Genomic DNA, 19,628 nt, shown 5'->3' with positions numbered 1-19,628 from the left:
GGCCGTCGCGATACTGACCTTCCTGCTGGTACTCGCGCTGCCACTGCTCGCCGACAGCCCCTGACCCCGATCGGAGGGAACAACCGTGGCCAGCCGGGTACTGCTGCTCGCGACGAAGGACACCATCGCCTACTCCACCAGCCCAGGGCGCGAGCACGCCGCCACCGGGTCGGAACTGCTCGGTCTGATCCCAGCGGAGCGGCTCACCGCCGAGGTGGTGGTCGAGGACGTCCTCGCCGAGCCGAGCTGGGACACCGGTCCGGGCACCATGCTCGGGCTGGCCCGCCGGGCCCGGACGGCCATCGTGGCCGAGGGCTTCGACGGCGTCGTGGTCAGCCACGGCACCGACACCCTGGAGGAGACCGCCTATCTCGCCGACCTGCTGGCCGGCGCGGCCGCCGGGCACGGCCCGATCGTGTTCACCGGCGCGCAGCGGCAACTCGACGAACTCTCCGCGGACGGCCCGCGCAACCTGGCGTCCTCGATCACCGCAGCCGCCGATCCGGTGCTGCGCGGAGCCGGTGCGGTGGTCTGCGTGGACGACGAGGTACACGCGGCGCGCTGGGTGAGCCTGGTCGACGCCACCACCGTCCGGGGGTTCTCCTCGGCCCCGTTCGCCCCGCTCGGCAGGGTGGTGGGGGAGCGCCTCGAACTGTTCGGCCCGGCACCGTCCCGCCCACCGGAGGCGAACGGCGAGCCGGAGTCGGAGGTGGCGCTGCTGAAGACGTACCCGGGAATGGACGCCGGGCTGCTGCGGGCGGTGACCGACGCGGGGGCCAGGGGCGTCGTGCTGGAGGGGACCGGGCCGGGCAACGTCCCGGCCGGCCTCTTCGCCGCGATCGCCGAGCTGGTCGACTGGGACATCCCGGTGGTGGTCGCCTCGCGCTGCCGGACCGGGGCGGTCGGCCTGGCCGAGCTGCCGCCACCCGCCGGGCTGGCCGCCCGGGTCGGCGCGATCGGCGCGCGGGGTCTACCCGCCGCCAAGGCACGCGTCGCCCTGATGGTGGCAATCGGCAACGTCAACGGTGGCGCCGACGCCGCCGGGCCCGCCGCCAACGCCAACGGCAACGGCAACGGCAACGGCATCGGCAACGGCGGCGGCGGCAGGGGCGGTGTCGGTGGTGCGGTGGCGGCGGCTCGGGACTGGTTCGATCGGCTGGTCCCACCGCCAGCCCGGTGAGCATGCCGCCCCAGCGATCCGGTCGGCGAGTGCGGGAGCGTGTCGGCTGTCGATGTTCGCGTAGGCTGCGGCGATGACCGGCACCAATCCGCAGACGGCCCGGGGCGGGCGTGGCGGCGTGCTCACCGTTGCCAAGATCGCTCGGTTGGCGGGCGTCTCCGCGCCGACCGTGTCCCGGGTCATCAACGGTCAGACCGGGGTGGCGCTGGAGACCCGTAAACGGGTCGAGGCGGTCCTGCGGGAGCACGGCTACCGCCGGCCGGGCGGCTCGGCGTCGGTGGCCATCGTGGAGCTGGTCTTCCACGCCCTGGAGAGCCTCTGGGCCCTGGAGATCATCCGGGGCGTGGAGAAGGTGGCCCGCGAGCACGATCTCGCGGTCGTACTCACCGAGATGCAGGGCCGGTTGACGCCGGGGCGGGCCTGGACGGAACAGGTGCTTACCCGGCGCCCGATCGGGGTGATCGCGGTCTTCTCCGAGCTGACCGTGGCGCAGCAGTCGCAGCTCGCCACCCGGTCGATCCCACTCGTCGTACTGGACCCGACGGGGGAGCCGCTGCACCAGACCCCGTCCGTCGGCGCGACGAACTGGAACGGCGGGCTGGCCGCCACCCGACACCTGCTCGACCTGGGGCATCGGCGGATCGCGATGCTGAGCGGCCCGATCGAGTGGCCGTGCTGCCGGGCCCGGCTCGACGGGTACCGGGCGGCGATGGACGCCGCAGGGGTAGCCGTGGATCCCGAACTGGTGCGGATCAGCACCCTCTACGTCGAGGGCGGGCTGGCCGACGGCGCGGCGCTGCTGGCACTTCCCGATCCGCCCACCGCGATCTTCACCGCCAACGACCTCCAGGCGCTCGGGGTCTACGAGGCGGCCCGCCGGGCCGGGGTACGCGTCCCGGACGAGCTGAGCGTGGTCGGCTTCGACGACCTCTCCTTCACCCGCTGGTCCGGCCCGCCGATGACGACTGTCCGGCAGCCGCTGGAGCAGATGGGGGTGACCGCCGCCCGGATGGTGATCCACTTGGCGGCCGGCAACGCCCTCGACCAGCACCGGGTCGAACTCGCCACCGAACTCGTCGTACGCGGGAGCACCGCCCCACCCCGGCGCGGTTGAACCGTCCGGACCAGGCACGGGGAACCAGTCCGGCTCCCTCGTGCGGGCCGGGTCGGTACCACTGTGCGAACTCATCTCGGTCAATGTCTTGTGTGCTGAAACATTCCCATCGATACTTTGGGATGTTTCAGCTGGCGGGATATCCGGATCGCTCGTCCGTGACCGCCCCGCCAGGCCGAGAGAGGATCAGGATGCGACGACTCGTACGCGCGCTCGCCGTCGCGACCGGCGCGATGGTGCTGGCCGCAGGTCTGGTGAGCCTCACGGTGGCCACGCCGGCCTCCGCCGCGGCGCTGACCGAGGTGACCAACTTCGGCACCAACCCCAGCAACCTGCGGATGCACCTCTACGTGCCGGACCGGCTGGCGACGCGTCCCGCGATCCTGGTCGCCGTGCACTACTGCACCGGTACCGGCCCGGCGTTCTACTCCGGCACCCAGTTCGCCTCGCTGGCGGACCGGTACGGCTACATCGTCATCTACCCCTCGGCGACCCGCAGCGGCCAGTGCTTCGACGTCTACTCCCCGCAGGCACTGCGGCGCGACGGCGGGAGCGACCCGGTTTCGATCATGTCGATGGTCCGGTACGTGCAGCAGCGCTACAGCACCGGACAGGTCTTCGCCACCGGCACCTCCTCCGGGGCGATGATGACGAACGTGCTGCTCGGCAACTACCCGGACGTCTTCGCCGCCGGAGCCGCGTTCGCCGGTGTGCCGCACAGTTGTTTCGCCACCACCGGCGGTTCGACCTGGAACAGCGAGTGCGCCAACGGCCGGCTCATCCGTACCGCCCAGCAGTGGGGTGACCTGGTCCGGGCCGCGTACCCCGGCTACACCGGCGCCCGGCCCAGGATGCAACTGTGGCACGGCACCAACGACGAGACGCTGCGTTATCCGAACTTCGGCGAAGAGGTGAAGCAGTGGACGAACGTGCACGGGCTGAGCCAGACGCCGTCCTTCACCGACACCCCGCAGTCCGGCTACACCCGTACCCGGTACGGCGGCAGCGGCCCGATGGCGCCGGTCGAGGCGATCAGCATGCAGGGGGTGTCGCACAACCTGCCGGTGAACGCGGCCGAGGCGATCCGGTTCTTCGGGCTCGACGGCAGCACGCCACCGACCGGGACCCCGACCACCGCACCGCCGACCCAGCCGCCGACCCAGCAGCCCACGCAGCCACCGACCCAGCCGCCCACGCAGCCACCGGCGGGCGGGTGTGCGGTCAGCTACACCGTGAACGCCTGGAACTCCGGGCTGACCGCCGCGATCACCATCAGCAATCGAGGTAGCAGCGCGATCAACGGCTGGACGCTCTCCTTCACCCTGCCGGCCGGCCAGACCATCGTCTCGGGGTGGAACGCCTCCTACAGCCCCAACAGCGGTGCGGTGACCGCCCGGAACGCCAGCTACAACGGCACCATCGCACCGAACGCATCGGTCGGGATCGGCTTCCAGGCCAGCCACACGGGCAATACCGGCAGACCGGCCTCGGTCAGCCTCAACGGCGCGGCCTGCACGTTGAGCTGAGCTGGACGACGTACCCGATCTGCCCTGTTCGTTACTGAAGCGCGACGGGCCGCGCGAGGGAGAGGCGGGTTGCCGGCGGGTGATCCTCCGCCGGCAACCCGCCGGCCCGTTTCCCGGGTCGGGCGGGCGGCCCGGCGCGGTTCGGCGGCGCGGTTCGGCGGCCCGGTTCGGCGGACCGGCGAGATGCTCGGCCGGGCTCGGTGGCGCGGCGAGGTGTCGAATCCGGTTCCGTGGCGCGGCGAGGTGTTCAGTCCGGCTCGGCGGCCCTGCGGGCGCGGGCCCGGCGCTTCCCCTCGTGCATCGCCTGCACCCGGGCGACCGGGATGGTGTGTCCCTCCGCGACCAGGTCGGCCGGGAGCCGCTGCGGACCGGGCATCCGCCCGGCCCACGGATCGTCCCCGCCCAGCAGGCGCGGCACGGTCCGCAACGTGAAATCGAGCGGAGTGACCCGGTCCAGCTCGTCCTACGAAACCGGGAACGACACCGGCACGCCCGGCCGGAGCCGGGGACTGTACGCCGACACCACCGTCGCACCGCCGGACCGGGTCGAGTCGACGAAGACCCGGCCGCCCCGGTCCTCCCGGATGAAGGCCGTCGTCGCCAGCGCGGGGTCCAGCCGTTCCGCCCGGACCGCCAGGGCCCGGGTCGCGGCGGCCACGTCCTCGATCGGCGCCGTCTCCTCGACCGGTACGAAGATGTGCACGCCCTTCGCCCCGCTGGTCTTCACCACCCCGGTCAATCCCGCCTCGGCGAGCACCTCCCGGACCAGGTGGGCGGTGCTCACGACCAGCCCGAACGTGTCGGGGGCCGGCGGATCGAGGTCCAGCACCAGGTGGGTGGGATGGTCCCGCCGACCCGCCGTGACCAGGGTCGGGTGGTATTCGACAGCCCGCTGGTTGCCGAACCAGAGCAGCGTGCGCCGGTCGTTGCAGAGGGCGTACGACACCTCGCGGCGGGACGCCTCCGCCCACATCGTCACCGTCGAGATCCACGAGGGTGTGTAGCGCGGGACGTTCTTCTGCATGAACGGCGGCTGCCCCCGGAGCACCCGGATCACCGATAGCGGCCGGTCCCGCAACTGGTTGACCAGAGGGTCGCGCATCTCGTCCAGATAGTCGACCAGGTCCCGCTTGGTCGCGTCCGCCCCGTCGAACAGGGGCTGGTCGAGGTTGGTCAGCGAGACGCCGTCCCGTACCTCGTCGGCCTTGCCCGTCATCGAACCACCTTCCCGGCCCGCCGCCGCACGGTCAACTCGCCCGGCCTGGCCCAGAGGCCGCTCGTCGGGTTGCCGGATCAGTCGAGCACCAGCCGGACGCTGTGCCCGGAATCGTCGCGCCGGTAGGTGACCGTTCCGAGCAGCCCGGCCAACTCGCCGGTCCCGGTGCCCGGAACGACGTGCCCGAACGTACGCGGAGTCTCGGCGTCCAAGCCGCCGTGCTGGAAGACCACCGTCCCGTGCCGCCCGTCGATGCTGCCGGTGAACCGCTCCGAGGCGACGTATCCCCGGTCTGCCGCAGTCAGCAACTCGGCGACGCTGGTCCCCTCGATCACGCCCCGGAAGGTCTTCCGCACGGTCACCCGGGCCAGGGTGCCGCCCTCGGCCGGCTCGTCGTAGGGGCGCTCGTCCCATCCGGTCACCTCGAACTCGGCGGTGAACTCGGTGCCGGAGGCGAGGGCGGTCTCGGTCTGTCGCGTCATGCCGGAATCGTAGGGCGGCCCCCCGACAACGGAGCCGGGAACAGCGTCAGGATCTCGTCGCTGCCGGCCTCTGTCAGAACTCGCGGTACATCAGGTGCAGGCCGACCCGGCCCAGGGTCGGATGGGCGAAGGCGCCCGGCACCGTGCCCAGCACGGCGAACCCGAGTCGCTGGTAGAGCCCGACCGCCGCCTGGTTGGACTCGGCGACGGCGTTGAACTGCATGCCGGCGTACCCGCGCCGCTCCGCCCAGTCCACGGCGTACCGGCACAGCGCCGTTCCCACGCCCCGGCCACGGGCATCGGCGGCGACCATGAAGCTGGCGGTCGAGACGTGAGCACCGGGGCCCGGGCGGTTCGGGCCCATCTTCGCCGTGCCGAGCAGCCGGTCGTGCTCCACCGCCACCACCGTCAGCCCCGGCGCCGACTCCACCCAGACGTCGTACGCCTGCCCGGCGGTCATCCGGGGGTCGTAGGTGAACGTCTCTCCGGCCCGTACGACGTCCCGGACGATCGGCCACACCTGGGACCAGTCGGCCTCGGTGAACTCGCGGATCCGCACGCCGCGACGCTAACCGCGCCGTCCCGGACCCGACAACCGGGATACGCAGCGGTGGACACCGAGCGGGGATGCCCAGCCGGGTGCGGGAGCCTTCGGTGGTGGTGGTGCGGGTCGGCCGGGTCGGCTCGCGCGGGGCGGTGGTGGTGCCGTCAGTCGGGGGTGCCGGCCGTGGCGGCGAGCCGGCCGGTGCTGCTGACCACCTGGTCGATGAAGCCGTAGTCCCGGGCCTCGGTCGCGGTGAACCAGCGGTCGCGGTCCGCGTCCCGCACGATCTGCTCGTACGTCTGCCCGGTGTGTCGGGCGATCATCTCCAGCAGCATCCTCTTGGTGTGCAGCATCTGCTCGGCCTGGATCGCGATGTCCGCCGCCGTGCCGCCCATCCCGCCGGACGGCTGGTGCATGATGATGCTGGCGTGCGGCAGCGCGTACCGCTTGCCCGGTGTGCCGGCGCAGAGCAGGAACTGCCCCATCGAGCCCGCCATGCCCATCGCCACGGTCGACACGTCGTTGTCGATGAACTGCATCGTGTCGTAGATCGCCATGCCGGCGTAGACCGAACCGCCCGGCGAGTTGATCCAGAGGTTGATGTCCCGCTGCGCGTCCTCGGCCGCGAGCAGCAGCAGTTGGGCGCAGATCCGGTTGGCCACCTCGTCGTTGACCTCGGTGCCGAGGAAGATGATGCGCTCCCGCAGGAGACGGCTGTACACCGAGTCGTCGAGGGTGCCGTGCGGCGGTTCTCCGCTGCGGGCCTGTGGTGTGTACGGGTCAGTCATGTCAGCAACGTAATGACGGCCACCAGGGAGAAGCGACGCCTTACGCTCTGAGCGCACGGGTTCAGCCGTGGGCGGAAACCTAACCGGTCGCGACGGGGACACCCGGCCGGAACCCCGACGGGAACCCGACGGTCCCGGCTCGGTGGCGGGTCCGGTGCATGTGCTCCGGGTAGCGGTCGCCCTGCACGTCGACCTGGCCTGAGGCACGGTGAGGTCCTTGAGGTCCTTGCGGTCCTTGAGGTCCTTGCGGTCCTTGAGGTCCTTGCGGTCCTTGAGGTCCTCGGGCGTGAGCTGCCCGGCGTCGTCGACCGGCGGTCCGAGCGGGGCCCGGCCGCGGCGGCGACGCCCACGCCGACGGTCGTAGGCCCGGCTACTGTCTGGCGATGGAGCTGATCGGCCGGGCCGCCGAGACCGGGCGCATTGCCGCCCTGATCGACGCCGCGCGCGAGGGCCGCGGCGGCGCGCTGGTGCTGCGCGGTGAGGCGGGCATCGGCAAGAGTGCGTTGCTCGACCACGCCTGCGCGACGGCCGACGGGTTCCAGGTCGTCGAGGCGTCCGGGTCGCAGTTCGAAACGCAGCTTCCCTTCGCCGCCCTGCACCAGGTGTGCGCCCCGATGCTCGGCCGCCTCCCCGACATCCCGGCCGGGTACGCCGCGGCCCTGCGGGTCGCGTTCGGGCAGGTCGACGGCGTCCCCGACGTGTTCCGGGCCGGCCTCGCGGCCCTGGAACTGTTCGCGCTCGCCGGCCGTCCGCTGCTGTGCACGGTCGACGACGCGCAGTGGATGGACGCGGCGTCGGTCACCGCGATGGCGTTGCTCGCGCGGCGGATCACCGTCGAGCCGGTCGCGCTGCTGATAGCCGTACGGGAGCCGGGTCTGCCGGGCGAGTTCGCCGAACTGCCCGGCCTGGCCGTCGCCGGGCTCGCCGACGAACACGCCCGGACACTGCTCAGCACGCACGGCCGCACACTCGACGAACAGGTCCGCGACCGGCTCGTCGCCGAGGCCCGTGGCAATCCGCTCGCGCTGCGGGAGCTACCCGCGGCCGGCGGGTTCGCTCCACCGGAGAGTGTGCCGTCGCGGATCGAACGCGGGTTCCGGGCTCGGCTGATCGGCCTGCCCGCCGCCGCCCGGCTGCTGCTGACCGTCGCCAGCGCCGACCCGACCGGCTCTCCTGATCTATTGTGGACGGCCGCCGCGTCGTTGGGTGTTCCCCCGGACGCGGGTGCCGCCGCCGCCGGGACCGGCCTGGTCACGTTCGCCACGCGGATCCGCTTCTGCCACCCGTTGGCCCGCTCCGCGGTCTACCGCGCGGCCCCACCCGGGCAGCGGCGGTCGGCCCACCGCGCGTTGGCCGAGGCCACCGATCCCGTCGCCGACCCCGACCGACGGGCCTGGCACCGGGCGCAGGCCGCCGCCGGCCCCGACGACGCTGTCGCCGACGAGTTGGAGCGCTCGGCCTCGCGGGCGAGGGCTCGGGGCGGTGTGGTCGCGGCGGCGGCGTTCATCGAGCGCGCCGCGGCGCTGTCGTCGGGCGTGCGTCAGCGCACCGACCGGACCCTGGCGGCGGTCGACGCGCACATCGACGCCGGCCACACCGACGACGCGGCGGCCCTGCTCAGCACAGTGGACGCTGCTGGCCTCGACGTGCGGGCGGCGGCTCGCGCCGACCTGCTCCGCGGCCGGATCGCCTTCTTGCGCCACCACGACGGCGACGGGCCGGCGCACATGCTGCGCGCCGCGTCGCGGCTTTCCGCCGTCGACCCCCTGGCCGCACGCGAATGCCTGCTCGACGCGCTGGAGATGAGTCTCGTCGTCGGCCGGGCCACCGGCATGATGGACAAGGTGCTGGCGGCGTCCGCACGCGCGTCCACGACCGGTTGCACTCCCGACGTGCTCGACGCGCTGGCGACGCTCGCCACCGACGGACATCGCGCCGCCGTGCCGCTCCTGCGGGAATTTCTCGACGGCGACGGCGATCCGCTGTGGACGGCGCGGCCGGCGCTGGCCGTGATGATCGCGTCGGAGCTGCTCGACGAGCGGGCGTACACCGCGATCATCGAGTGGCTCGTGAAGACCGGGCGCGAGGTCGGCTCGCCGCTGATGCTGCGCCTCGCCCTGGCCCAGACCGCCTCGGCGGCCGCGCTGCGCGGCGACCTCGCCCAGGCGACGGCCGCGATCGCCGAGGAGGAGGCGATCGCCGACGCCATCGGTGGCCCGCCGATGCTGTACCCGCGGTTGCACGTGGCCGCACTGCGCGGCCGACGCGACGAGACGCTGTTCACCGGTGCCGCGGCGACGGCCGAGGCGATCGGCGCCGGACAACTGGTCGCCAACGTGCACTGGGCGGCGGCGGTGCTCCACAACGGACTGACCGAGTACGCCACCGCCTACGGGGCGGCGCGGCGAGCGGTCGACCTCGGCGACCTTTTCCTCGCCGGCGTCTCGATGCCGGAACTGGTCGAGGCGGCCACGCGCCTCGGCCGTCACGACGAGGCCGCGGCGGTGCTGGCGTCGTTCGAGGAACGCACGCGGGCGAGCGGAACCGCGTTGGGGCTGGGGATGGCCGCATACGCGCGCGGCCTGGTGACAGGAATGGAAGACGACTACCGGTCGGCGGTCGAGCTGCTCTCCGACAGCCAGCTGCTGCCGTACCGGGCGCGGTCGCACCTGCTGTACGGAGAGTGGCTGCGGCGGGCCGGCCGCCGCCAGGACTCCCGGCACCACCTGAGAACCGCCCACGACCTGTTCTCGGCGCACGGCTTGGCCGCCTTCGCCGACCGTGCGGCGGCGGAACTGCGGGCCACCGGGGAAGTTGCGCGCCGTCACAGCGCGTCGCCGCTCGACGGGTTGACGATGCAGGAGACGTCGGTCGCCCGGCTCGTGGCCACGGGTGCGACGTCGGCCGAGGTCGCCACGCGGCTGTTCATCAGCCCCCGCACCGTCGACGCTCATCTCCGCAGCATCTTCCGCAAACTGGGCATCAGCTCCCGGCGTCAGCTCCGCGGCCTGGTTACGTAGTTTTCGCCGACGCGAGCGCCGCCGCCCGGGTCGGACAGTACGGGTATGACAGCTTCGATCGCTCCGTGGGCCGACCGCACCGGCCGCATTCTGCTGGCCATCTGCTCGATTGCCACCTTCGGTGCCCTGGCCCAGGGGATCCAGCAGATGATCGACTCGTCCGACGAGCAGCTGATGACGGAAGCCTGGCGCACGCTGGCGTACGTCGTCTTCGCGGGCCTGTGGGCGATGCTGGCCGTCTGGCCGCGCGGGCAGCGGGGTGTGTGGGAACTGGTGCTCTTCCACAAGATCGCGATCACCGTGTTCGCCCTGGCCGTGATCGACGTGCCCACGGCCAAGCAGCACGTGGTCATCGACGGTTCCCTGGTGGTGGCGACGGCCGCCGCGTACTTCCTGTGCCGGGGCTGGTACTCCTGGCGGCGCCAGGTCTGAGCGACCCGGGGCGACGTCGGCTCGACCAGGCGTACCTCCGCATGCGTCACCGCACGTACAGGACCCTCGACCGCTGGTCGAGGGTTCGTGTGCTGACAGGATCGGTGCGCCCGGCAGGATTCGAACCTGCGACCAACTGCTTAGAAGGCAGCTGCTCTATCCGCTGAGCTACGGGCGCGGGAGGTGGTCGTGCCCCAGCAGGCTACCGCTGCCGGGAGAACGCGTCGGCGAGGACGTGACGATCTGGCCTGCACATACTAGGTTTCGAAGCGTGCAGTTGACGAGCACAATGTTTCTGCCGCTGCTGGTGTCGACGGAAGACGCCAGGTACGGCCAGAACCACCTGCTTGAAGACTTCACCCAGGACCTCGATGTCGGTTACTCGTTCGGACCGCCGTACGGTAACCGCCTCGTCACCTGGGATGACCTGGACGAGCTGGAGATCAGTCAGGCCGAGTTGCGGCAGGTGGCGGTCGACAACCTCTACCGGTTGCTGCCCAGGCTGCGGATCGACGGGCAGCCGCCCGCGCCGATGCTCTCGTTCGGCGGGCTGGAGTCCACCGTGCTGCTCGCCGCAGAGGTGTGGGAGGACCTGGAGCGGTCCGTGCCGGGCGAGCTGGTGGTCGGCGTGCCGGCCCGGGACGTGGTGATCGTCACTGGTACGGCGTCCCGACCGGGAATGGCGAAGGTACGGCGGGCGGTGGACCGCGTCTTCTTCGCGGGCGACCAGAACCTGCTCAGTCGTGAGCTGCTCGTGTGGCGGCAGGGCGGCTGGTCGCCGTACCGGACGACGCCGGACGCCGAACCGCCGGAGGACCGGTGGGAGGAGCCGGTGCCGGAGCCGGATCGTCGGGAGGGCGCGGAGCGGGACCGTGACCTCCGGGCGGCATCCGAGCGGCTTCGGGATCCCCGGCGCGAGGAACCGACCCGCTCCCGGGATCGCGAGCTGCCCCGGGAGCGGGAGTTGTCCCGGGACCCGGCGTGGTCACGGGATCCGGAGTTGCCCCGGGAGCGGGAGCGGTTCAGGGATTCGGAGCGTCGTCGGAGCGGGGGCCCGGAACCGGAGCCTGAGCCGGACCGGTGGCGCAGCGCTCCCCGCCCGGACCAGGCGCCGGGTCCGGGCCGGTGGCGGGGTGGCCCTCGGTCGGAGCCGGAGGACGAGCCGGAGCCGCAGCGGTGGCGGGGTGGCCCTCGGTCGGAGCCGGAGGACGAGCCGGAACCGCAGTGGCGGCGGGGGGTCCCTCGGCCGGAGTCGGGGGCCGGGCGGGCGCGGTGGCATGGCGGTCCCCGTCCGGAGCCTGACCCGGAGCTGGAACCCGAGCCCGAGCCGGACCGGTGGCGGGGCGCGGGACCTGAGCCGGGTCCGTACCGGATGCCCCGGCAGCGGCCGGGTGCCGGCGGCACGACGGACTGGCCGGAGCGGCCACCGGCGCGGCGGCCGAAACGACGTAAGCCGAGGCCCAACGGTTCAGCTCGGTGAACACCTGCTCACGTACGGCCGGGCCGGACAGGACGAGGTCGTGCAGGGCGCCGTCGAAGCGGACCAGCGTCACGTGCCGCCCCAGCTTCGACGCCCAGCGGGCGATGTGTTCGACGTCGAGTACGGCATCCGAGCCGGTGGCGGAGTCGTCCCAGGTCCGCCCCCGGAAACTGCGGGTCGAACTGCTGACCAGGACCGGCGCCGGGATCTCCAGTCCGCCCCGCAGTTGCCGTTGCGCCCGCCCGATCGCGGCGAGCCAGCCGAGCCGGATCGGGAAGCCGGTCAGTGGCTTCCAGCCGAGGTCGTAGTTCCACTCGCCCCGGTGCTCGGCGTGCAGGCTGTGGCCGTACACCGTGGAGAGCCTGCGGGGGACGGTCCGGTAGGGGATCCGGCGGCTGACCCGCGCGAGCGTCGCCAGGACCGGCCGGCGGACCGGCCAGGGCAGGTCGAGGTCGAAGAACGGGCTGTTCAGGAAGAGACCGTCGACGGCTCCGGTGGATCGGCGGGCGTGCGCCCAGAGCGCGGTGACCAGGCCGCCGGTCGAGTGGCCGTTGACAAGTAGTGTCCGGTTGCCGTCCGTCTCGCGGACGATCCGGGTCGCCGCGTCGAGTTCGGGGAAGTATTCGGTCAGGTCGGAGCAGAAGTTCGGCGTCTGGTGCGGCAGCAGGCTGCGTCCGTGCTTGCGCAGGTCGAGCGCGTAGAAGTGCCAGCCGTGCGTGACGAAGAAGTCCGCCAGGTGGGTCTGGAAGAAGTAGTCGGCGAAGCCGTGCACGTAGAGCACCGCCCGGTCGCTCGGCCGTTCGGCGCGGCGCCGGACCAGGGTGGCCAGTACCGGCCCCTCCGCGTCGCGGCCGAGGTCGATCGTCTGCCGCTCGTACGGGGGGCCGAGCAGGTCCGGTTCCATCCTTTCGACGCTACTTGGCGATACCAGATCAATCCTTGATCAGGTCTTTTTCCACAGGGTGCCCGGTTTTCCACAGGTCGGCTGCTGGCGGTGGCGGGCCATCGGGTACGGCGGCGAGGCTTTCCGTCGAGTCGGCTCGGACGGGAACAACCGGATCCCTGTGGAGGGACGATGTTCGATACATATGTAACCATCGTCGGCAATGTGCTGACTGCTCCGGAATGGCGGCGTACCACCCAGAGCGGCACGCTTGTGGCGAACTTCAAGGTGGCCTCGACCGCACGGCGCCTCGACCGGGAGAGCGGACGCTGGGTCGACGGCAACAGCCTGCGGGTCCGGAACCGTAGCATCTCCCACATGACCACCGCCATCATCTACGTACGACTTTCCTCCCATCGTGGCGACGTCGACCCGTCTACCTCCCCGGCGCGACAGGAAGAGGCGTGCCGGGCGTACTGCACAGCGAAGGGCTGGCAGGTACATCCGCACGTCGTGCGTGACCTCGACGTCAGCGGGTCAGAGAAGGGATTGCGTCTCAACCGTCCCGGCCTGCGCGAAATTCGCGAGCGTTGGGCAGAGGTTGACGTCGTGATCTTCGCCAAGCTCGATCGCCTCGCGCGGAACGTCATCGACTTCCGGACGTTCGCCAACGAGGCGGCCGAGCAAGGCGCGGCGCTGGTCAGTGTGGCCGAATCGCTCGACCTGACGACGGTGTCCGGCAAATTCGTGGCAACGATCCTTGCGGCGTTCGCCGAGATGGAAGCGGCGACGATAGCGGAGAGGACCCTGGCCGGAGTCGAGGCGACGCGCAAGCTCGGCCGCTGGGCCGGGGGAGCAGCGCCGTACGGGTATCAGGTGGTAGCAGCTCCCGACGGGCGGGGGTACATCCTCGCTCCCGAGCCTGGCGCGGCGGCTGCCGTTCGCGAGGCAGCCGATCGGGTGCTGTCTGGTGAGTCGCTATACAGCATCGCGCACGACTTCAACCGCCGGGGGGTGCCGACCCGTTCGGCGATGCTTATCGCTCAGGGCCGTACCCGGCGCACGAAGCCCGCACCTTGGGCTACACAGACAATCTCGCAGATGCTGATCAACCCTGCGACGGTGGGCCGTAGCAGACATCGGGGGGAGGTACTACGCGGCGACGACGGGATGCCACGCCAGTTGTGGACGCCGATTCTGCCGCTGGACGACTGGCACCGGCTGCGCGTCGTCCTGAACGCGAATGGGGAAGGCGTAGAGGGGCGCGGCCGTCGACGGCGTGCGGCGCGGCTACTGTCGGGACTGGCGCGGTGCGCCGGCTGCGGCCGGGCGCTCTACGCATCGTCGCGGACCCATCGCAGCGGGCGCACGGTACCGACCTACACGTGTGCAGCCTTGCGCAACGGGCAGGGGTGCGCGGGAGTCGCCATTACTGCAGAACTGACAGAACAGTATGTGCAACGCGAATTTTTGCGGATGACCGGGCGCCTACCCGTGGTCGAGGTCGTCACTGTTGCCGTTGACGACGGGCGGCGCGCGGACATCGAGGCGGGAATCTCGGACCTTGCAAGCCAGATGACCGAGCGTGGGGCGGATGTTACCGCACTCGCCGCGCGTCTGGCGGCACTGCACGCCGAGCGCGAGGCACTACCGGCGGCGGCGGTGACCGAAGTACGCCGAATCGAAACCGGGCGGACGTTCGCGGAAGAATGGGCCACCCGAGACACCGACGGGCGGCGGGCGCTTCTCGCGTCGGCGGGCGCGGTGGTGACCATCCATCGGGCGAAGGTGCGCGGTAGCAAGATATTCGATGAGAGCCGGATCGACTTTCAGCTTGGAGAAGCGGGCGACATCGACGGTATCCACGACCCCGACGACTAGCCAACGCTGAAAGCGCCCCGCCCCCGGGCAGTCCCGGGGGCGGGCGCTTGCACGTCGGCAGGGGCGCTGAGAGCGCCCAGGAATTGACAGACGGCCCCGGAGGTGCCTGAGGTACCCCCAGTCGCGGTCTAAATTGAGAGAGCGGCTGACGGGCGACGGGTGGGCGGTCCGCAATGACCTCACGTGCTGCGGTCGGTCACAAAGCGAATCGCCGTGAGACTCAGCGCGAGGGCACCAGCGAAGGCCGCGCCGCCGACGAGGATCGCTTCCCCGAGGTTCCTGCTACTCGCCCAAGAGATCAACCCGGCGGCGGTGCCGATGATCGCGGCGGCCAGCACGGTAACGGCCAGCCACAGCGCGCGGGTTGAGGTGTCGTGCATCGCGAAGCCTCCTGTAGACACAGTCCTCCATTTAGGAGGAGGGGTCTCGCTTCGCCTTGCTTCGCAAGATGCCGGGCATGCGCCACCTGTGTCAAGGGTTTGGCACTATCACTGGTTCGATCTGAGTTACGTATCAGGCCAATTCGTACCTAAACAGGACTAAAGGCGGCAGCCGTCAGGCTCCTGACCAGCCATGCGCATGCGCAACTCGGCGCGGGTAAGTGAACCGGCGGCCGTGGACCGGCTAAACGCCAGCCACGCGGCGCGGGCGGCGCTCGGCGGTAGATCGTGCGCGTCGGCGTACGCGTGGCAGGCACGCCAGACGGTGAGTGGGTCCCACCCGGCCGCCGGGCGTCGGAGGTAGTCGCCGGGCGCAAAGGGCGGTAGGTCGTCCCCGCGCAGACGCGGGGTAACAGTGCTGCTGGCCAAGGCGCGGCCGGTCGGTCGGCGTGCCACTAGCCGGCCCGGCGCCAGCGGGCGCCCGCCAGCGCGGCACCGGCCCGAGACGCGACGCCACCCCGGGCCGAGTAGCCTGCGGCCTTCAAGGCGACCACGGCGGCGGCACGCGCCATGCGTGCGTCAGCTATCAGGGGGTTGGCAATTGGTCGACCTCGGTAGCCCGGGATGATCCACGCGTCACCAATCGCGGCCTCGGCCCGGTCCGCGAGCGTGATTAGCCGAACGCATTGGACGAGCGCGCCGAATTGCTCGGGCGTCATGGTCTCGCCGCGTTCCTCGACGACGTCTGAATAAAGGTCGCGGGCGTCGTCAGATAGCCCTTCCGGCGTCTCAATCTGGACCGTTTCTGTCATCTATATTCCTCGAATGTGAGTATCCAGCCGTGCGCAAAGGGGAAAAGCGTGCAGAGGGTGTAAGCGCATCGACGGGGCGACGTTATGCCGTCCGATGCAGCCGTGGGGCGGGTAAGGGTCCCCTCCCCAGGGGGTCACGGGTCGGCCGCTCCGGTCGTGCCGTCACGTAGACGCGCTGCTCAGCTCTCACAACGACCACACGGCCGGCGGACGTGGCGCGGACAGGTGCGAGTGCGTGCGCGCGCGTGTCCAGTTGGGGAGACAGCACAGCACCCGCGCGGCGTGTGATGCCTGACGTGGCGAGGGGAGTAGGGCTGCGGGTACGCGGCTACCGGGGGCGCCGGGCAGTGTGCATGCCCAGCCGTCCCTCAGTGTGTACCCCGGCCCCGGCGGACGGTGGCGCCCCGGGGCGCAACCCCATACCCCCTGGGGAGTCGACGCCCCGGGGCGCTGTGAAAGCACCCCCGGGGTTAACCGCCCGGGGGAGGCGCCAACGTCGGGCTAGGCGGCAGCGTGGCTTTCACTCTTGATAGCAGCCAGTACCGCCATTTCTTCTCTGTGGTGCGAACTCGCATGGATCGTGTCCGGGTGAGGTACGGCCGCTAGGTTGCTGGCTTCCAGATCAGCCAACGCGCGCAATGCCTGATCGAGCAGGTGCCAGGGCGCGCGGTGGTACCCCTCATTCTGTCGATGTTTGTGAGTCGTGGTCGCGTCGGTGTACGCACCGACGAGCCGGCCCGTCCGAACCTTGTTGACCGAAACCCCGGCTGCTTCTAGGCGTGCGGCGTGGTCAAACGCCCTCATCCACGCCGAAGCCGTTTGCGCGCTTGCAGCAGCGTCCACGGCCGCCCGCGCTCTTTCGATCGCCGCCCGCGCCTCGGCAATGGCTTCCGGAAAGCGGGCCGAGACAGGAGCGACCCAACGACCGGCGTGCCGAATGACCATGTCGGTCATCGCGTCCGATGCTCGGTTCGCTTCACGTAGTCGCGTCGCCACGACGGCCGACTTAATCTGTGCCTCGACGGCCTCGGCCTCTTCGCTCACAGCACTAGGAATCGTTGGCCGCTCGCGTCCGGCCGCCTCGGCAATTCCGGCGGCCCGGATCGCGTCGGCGCGGCGAGCACGGGACATCTGAGCGTCTGAAATGTAGTCGTCAAGTGCCTCGGTCGCGTCACGCCACGCGTCGTACGCGCTGATGTAGGCTGCGTGAGCTGCGGTAATGTCGGCAGGCACACCGACGCCCGGCGGCGGCAGTAGCGGGGCGTTTGGCTCTCTCGGTTCGCCCTCGATATGCCAAGGGGCAGACGATTCGGGCTGGGAAAGCATCTTATCTATCCTCCGAAAAGGCGTGCGGCGTCGCGCTGCACGCGAGAGATCTCGTCGGCGTTGCCGGCGATTATGGCGGCGGTCTGTCGCATGAGCAGGTCATGCGCGGCGGCGCGGAACTCGGCGTCAGCCGCCGCGCGTAGCCGCCGCTCCCGACGCTTGCGACATCTGGCACTACATGTGAGGCGCGGCCGTCCACGGCTGGACGCTATTAGGACCGTCGGGCAATCGGAACATTCCACAGCAATACCGTTTGTGTGTGTCACGCAAAAAGGCCGAATAAAGACGCCCCGCGCTGGCCCGAAATTCAGCGCGGGGCGTTTCAGGAGGCGGCCGGGTCGGGCGGCCTCGGCTGCGGGTGCCTCTCGGCACCTCTCGCCACCTATAAGGCGTATGTGCCAGCGTGCCCACAGGTGCGGCTAGGCCACCCGGCGGCGGGCGCGGCGATCGGCGAGGCTGACCACCTGGGCGCCTCGCGCGGCCGGTGCGGGCGCGGTGCTCGGTTGCCGGAGCTGCGCGGCCAGTGTCGGGCGCAACTCGGCCCATGCCAGCTCGGCAACGCGCTGAAGAACCGCTTCACTGAAGGCGTCGCGCTCGCGGGTGTCCATGTCAGGCTGCCTGCCTTTCCTCGGCGGTTTCGGCTCGTCGGGCCAGGAAGTCCTGTAGATAGGCGCGCTGTTCCTCCCACGCGAGGCGCGCAACGCGCTCGACAATCTCGGTTGCGACGGCGGGCGCCGGGACCACATAGACACGTGCGCTTGCGGTTCTCTGGCGCGGGCCAATAACGCGGTCGGCAACCCCATAAAATGTCTTTGTGCCGGGAACCGCAGGAACGTCGGGCCAGATTCCGTCTTCGTTCTCTTCGGCGTAGCCTTCTCGATCCTCGCGGTACAGGCTGACCCATTCGCCGATGTCTTCGGCCGCCTCTGCATGCAGCTCCGGCGCCGCAACCCGAACACCGGACGGCGGACAGTCCGCGAGCCATAGGCCGCACCAGGACTCAGCCGACTTCACCTCGGCTTCTCGACGGCGCTCGCGGTGGACGCGCACACGCTCGCCGGGGCTCAGCGGGGGGCGGTTCGGCCTCGGTATCGATCTCGGCGGTACCCACCGGGGCGCACCAGTGCGGACAGCCCTGACAACCTCGCCGAGGTAGGCGCCGACGGCGTCCGCGTCGCCGTGCGCAGTCCAGCGCCGCAGGTCGACGTACGGGCGTCCGGCGTCGTCCCGATCGGGCAAGGCCAGGATGTCTGCCCGGAGCACGGCGACCAGGCCAGCGAGGTCAAGGGGCGTGGGCTCCTGGTCGGTGCCGCGCGGTCGCGCTCTCAGGCTCGCCCCCGCGCGGAGCAGCTCGACGTCGCGGGAGAGCACAGCAGCGGCCCACTTTCGGGCCAGCACGCGCGGCGCGGGAACCTCGACGGTTAGACCGTCGTCCAGCCGGGTCCGGTGTGGGCGGTCGGCGCGCGACTCGGGGGCGCGCTCTCCGTCTCGGAGCGCGGCAAGCGCGTCGGCGAGCGTTGGTGGTGGCTCAGGATCGCCGGACACGGCGAGTCTCCTACGGTTGGCGCCCCGGGGCGCGTGGTCGGGTCGTCGGGCGTCGCGCGCGGGTGGTGGGTCACGCGATGGCGCTGGGTTCATGTGGTAAACACCTCGGCTTGTACTTGGCGTCGTACTGCGTATGGGCCAGCAGCGGCCCGGCTGCTCACCTCCGGGCATCTTGGTGCAGATCTGCAATACCGCGTGACTGCGCGGCCATTGGCGCAATGACAGAACCTGTAACGGTGGTGGTTCATCCGTCACCTCTATTACTTCTTATATGGATGGACGACGACGACATATAAGAAGTAATAGAGAGAGGGGTTGGTGTGTCACCGTTACACGTTCTGTCATCCGGCCGCCCCGCACCCGGCGCCGCGCCCCACCCCGCGCAGCGACACGCCCCGAACCGGGAGAGGTCCGGTCCGGGGCGTGTCCGTCGGGTGATGAGGCAAAGTCAGGGGTCAGGGTGCATGATCTCGTCGGGCACCCATCCGAACATTTGACGTGTCAGGTCGGCCGGGGGTGTGCGCGGCTGGTCGACCAGTGCGGCATAGAAGTAGGCGCCCAGGTGCAGCAGCAGCCCCGCCGGGTCGTCGCGGTACCGCGTCAGCAGCCGCAGCCGTGCGGGCGCGCACGGCCACCGGGCGCCGCACCGGCTGCACAGGTACCGGGGACGCGTTGGCATGTGCGCCCGGAACCGGGCGAACGGCCGCAGCATCACGCGACACGACGCGCTCGTTTGGTGACCCGGACGTGCGCCGGGTCGACGGCCGCGAACCGCTGGTCACCGTCGGCGCCGGTCCAGTGGATCTCGACGCCGTGAACCTCAATCCAGCCGTTGCCGAACCGGCGCAAGATCTCTTCGACCCGCAGCCGCAGCCGTTCGGTTCCGTAGTTGTAGTGCTCGGCGTCGACCTCGATCACGTCGCCGGCCGCGAACGGGACCGGGGCGTGCGCGGGCGCGGCGCTCATGCTCGCTCGCTCACCCGTGCACGGGCTGCCTGCGCGGGGGTCAGGTTCCCCGC

Annotated in this window: 17 protein-coding genes, 1 tRNA gene and 3 pseudogenes; 7 read left to right on the top strand and 14 right to left on the bottom strand. The window is 70.9% G+C overall.

Annotation, left to right across the window (positions count from 1 at the left end; all coding sequences use genetic code 11):
- Positions 1–85 precede the first annotated feature (85 nt).
- From ACN28A_RS06290 to ACN28A_RS06280, 3 genes are all read left to right on the top strand, one after another.
- Positions 86–1,180: an asparaginase gene (locus ACN28A_RS06290; protein WP_421393256.1), complete on the top strand. Its 1,095-nt coding sequence runs from the start codon at positions 86–88 to the stop codon at positions 1,178–1,180.
- Between the two features lie 73 nt (positions 1,181–1,253).
- On the top strand, positions 1,254–2,294 hold the full coding sequence (locus tag ACN28A_RS06285) for a LacI family DNA-binding transcriptional regulator (protein ID WP_421393254.1): 1,041 nt from the start codon (positions 1,254–1,256) through the stop codon (positions 2,292–2,294).
- A gap of 191 nt (positions 2,295–2,485) precedes the next feature.
- Entirely contained in the window at positions 2,486–3,820 is a 1,335-nt protein-coding gene (locus tag ACN28A_RS06280; protein WP_421393253.1) for a PHB depolymerase family esterase, read from the top strand.
- 247 nt (positions 3,821–4,067) lie between these two features.
- On the opposite strand, the pseudogene ACN28A_RS06275 reads toward ACN28A_RS06280, so the two are convergent.
- From ACN28A_RS06275 to ACN28A_RS06260, 4 genes and pseudogenes are all read right to left on the bottom strand, one after another.
- Positions 4,068–5,036, bottom strand: a pseudogene (locus ACN28A_RS06275) (DNA polymerase domain-containing protein).
- 77 nt (positions 5,037–5,113) lie between these two features.
- Positions 5,114–5,518 carry a DUF3224 domain-containing protein gene (locus ACN28A_RS06270; RefSeq protein WP_421393252.1) on the bottom strand — a complete coding sequence of 135 codons (405 nt, stop codon included), beginning with the start codon at positions 5,516–5,518 and terminating at the stop codon, positions 5,114–5,116.
- Positions 5,519–5,591: 73 nt separating this feature from the next.
- Positions 5,592–6,077, bottom strand: coding sequence for a GNAT family N-acetyltransferase (locus ACN28A_RS06265; protein ID WP_421393250.1), 486 nt, complete (start codon positions 6,075–6,077; stop codon positions 5,592–5,594).
- Positions 6,078–6,226: 149 nt separating this feature from the next.
- Complete coding sequence (locus ACN28A_RS06260) at positions 6,227–6,850, bottom strand: ClpP family protease (RefSeq protein ID WP_421393249.1); 624 nt, start codon at positions 6,848–6,850, stop codon at positions 6,227–6,229.
- 383 nt (positions 6,851–7,233) lie between these two features.
- Between ACN28A_RS06260 and ACN28A_RS06255 the strand changes: the two genes are divergently transcribed.
- Together ACN28A_RS06255 and ACN28A_RS06250 are read left to right on the top strand one after the other, a co-directional pair.
- On the top strand, positions 7,234–9,870 hold the full coding sequence (locus ACN28A_RS06255) for an AAA family ATPase (protein WP_421393247.1): 2,637 nt from the start codon (positions 7,234–7,236) through the stop codon (positions 9,868–9,870).
- 45 nt (positions 9,871–9,915) lie between these two features.
- A complete protein-coding gene (locus ACN28A_RS06250) occupies positions 9,916–10,302 on the top strand; it encodes a hypothetical protein (protein WP_421393246.1) in 387 nt (128 codons plus the stop codon).
- A 105-nt stretch (positions 10,303–10,407) separates the two neighbouring features.
- On the opposite strand, the gene ACN28A_RS06245 is transcribed toward ACN28A_RS06250, so the two are convergent.
- The 3 genes and pseudogenes from ACN28A_RS06245 to ACN28A_RS06235 all read right to left on the bottom strand — a co-directional run.
- Positions 10,408–10,480: transfer RNA gene (locus tag ACN28A_RS06245), tRNA-Arg, on the bottom strand.
- A gap of 305 nt (positions 10,481–10,785) precedes the next feature.
- Positions 10,786–10,959 (bottom strand): hypothetical protein, encoded by a 174-nt coding sequence (locus ACN28A_RS06240; RefSeq protein ID WP_421393244.1) that lies wholly within the window; start codon positions 10,957–10,959, stop codon positions 10,786–10,788.
- Between the two features lie 713 nt (positions 10,960–11,672).
- Positions 11,673–12,686, bottom strand: a pseudogene (locus tag ACN28A_RS06235) (alpha/beta hydrolase); the annotation flags it as partial.
- Positions 12,687–12,857: 171 nt separating this feature from the next.
- On the opposite strand from ACN28A_RS06235, the pseudogene ACN28A_RS06230 reads away from it, so the two are divergent.
- Both ACN28A_RS06230 and ACN28A_RS06225 read left to right on the top strand, forming a co-directional pair.
- Positions 12,858–13,025 (top strand): annotated as a pseudogene (locus tag ACN28A_RS06230) (single-stranded DNA-binding protein); the annotation flags it as partial.
- An 18-nt stretch (positions 13,026–13,043) separates the two neighbouring features.
- On the top strand, positions 13,044–14,546 hold the full coding sequence (locus ACN28A_RS06225; protein ID WP_421404190.1) for a recombinase family protein: 1,503 nt from the start codon (positions 13,044–13,046) through the stop codon (positions 14,544–14,546).
- A 179-nt stretch (positions 14,547–14,725) separates the two neighbouring features.
- Here ACN28A_RS06225 and ACN28A_RS06220 read toward each other — a convergent pair whose 3' ends face one another.
- From ACN28A_RS06220 to ACN28A_RS06190, 7 genes are all read right to left on the bottom strand, one after another.
- Positions 14,726–14,926: a hypothetical protein gene (locus ACN28A_RS06220; RefSeq protein WP_421393243.1), complete on the bottom strand. Its 201-nt coding sequence runs from the start codon at positions 14,924–14,926 to the stop codon at positions 14,726–14,728.
- 455 nt (positions 14,927–15,381) lie between these two features.
- Complete coding sequence (locus ACN28A_RS06215) at positions 15,382–15,738, bottom strand: hypothetical protein (RefSeq protein WP_421393241.1); 357 nt, start codon at positions 15,736–15,738, stop codon at positions 15,382–15,384.
- A gap of 501 nt (positions 15,739–16,239) precedes the next feature.
- Positions 16,240–17,064 carry a hypothetical protein gene (locus ACN28A_RS06210; protein WP_421393240.1) on the bottom strand — a complete coding sequence of 275 codons (825 nt, stop codon included), beginning with the start codon at positions 17,062–17,064 and terminating at the stop codon, positions 16,240–16,242.
- 419 nt (positions 17,065–17,483) lie between these two features.
- On the bottom strand, positions 17,484–17,672 hold the full coding sequence (locus ACN28A_RS06205; RefSeq protein ID WP_421393238.1) for a hypothetical protein: 189 nt from the start codon (positions 17,670–17,672) through the stop codon (positions 17,484–17,486).
- 1 nt (position 17,673) lies between these two features.
- Positions 17,674–18,609, bottom strand: coding sequence for a hypothetical protein (locus ACN28A_RS06200; protein WP_421393237.1), 936 nt, complete (start codon positions 18,607–18,609; stop codon positions 17,674–17,676).
- 448 nt (positions 18,610–19,057) lie between these two features.
- A complete protein-coding gene (locus tag ACN28A_RS06195) occupies positions 19,058–19,321 on the bottom strand; it encodes a hypothetical protein (RefSeq protein WP_421393235.1) in 264 nt (87 codons plus the stop codon).
- On the bottom strand, positions 19,321–19,575 hold the full coding sequence (locus tag ACN28A_RS06190) for a hypothetical protein (protein WP_421393234.1): 255 nt from the start codon (positions 19,573–19,575) through the stop codon (positions 19,321–19,323). Before ACN28A_RS06190 ends, ACN28A_RS06195 begins: the two co-directional genes overlap by 1 nt.
- Positions 19,576–19,628 lie beyond the last annotated feature (53 nt).

Source organism: Plantactinospora sp. WMMB782, from assembly GCF_049179135.1.
Classification (GTDB): domain Bacteria; phylum Actinomycetota; class Actinomycetes; order Mycobacteriales; family Micromonosporaceae; genus Plantactinospora.
The sequence above is the reverse complement of the archived record's forward strand: the minus strand, read 5'-3'. Positions and strand labels throughout refer to the sequence as shown.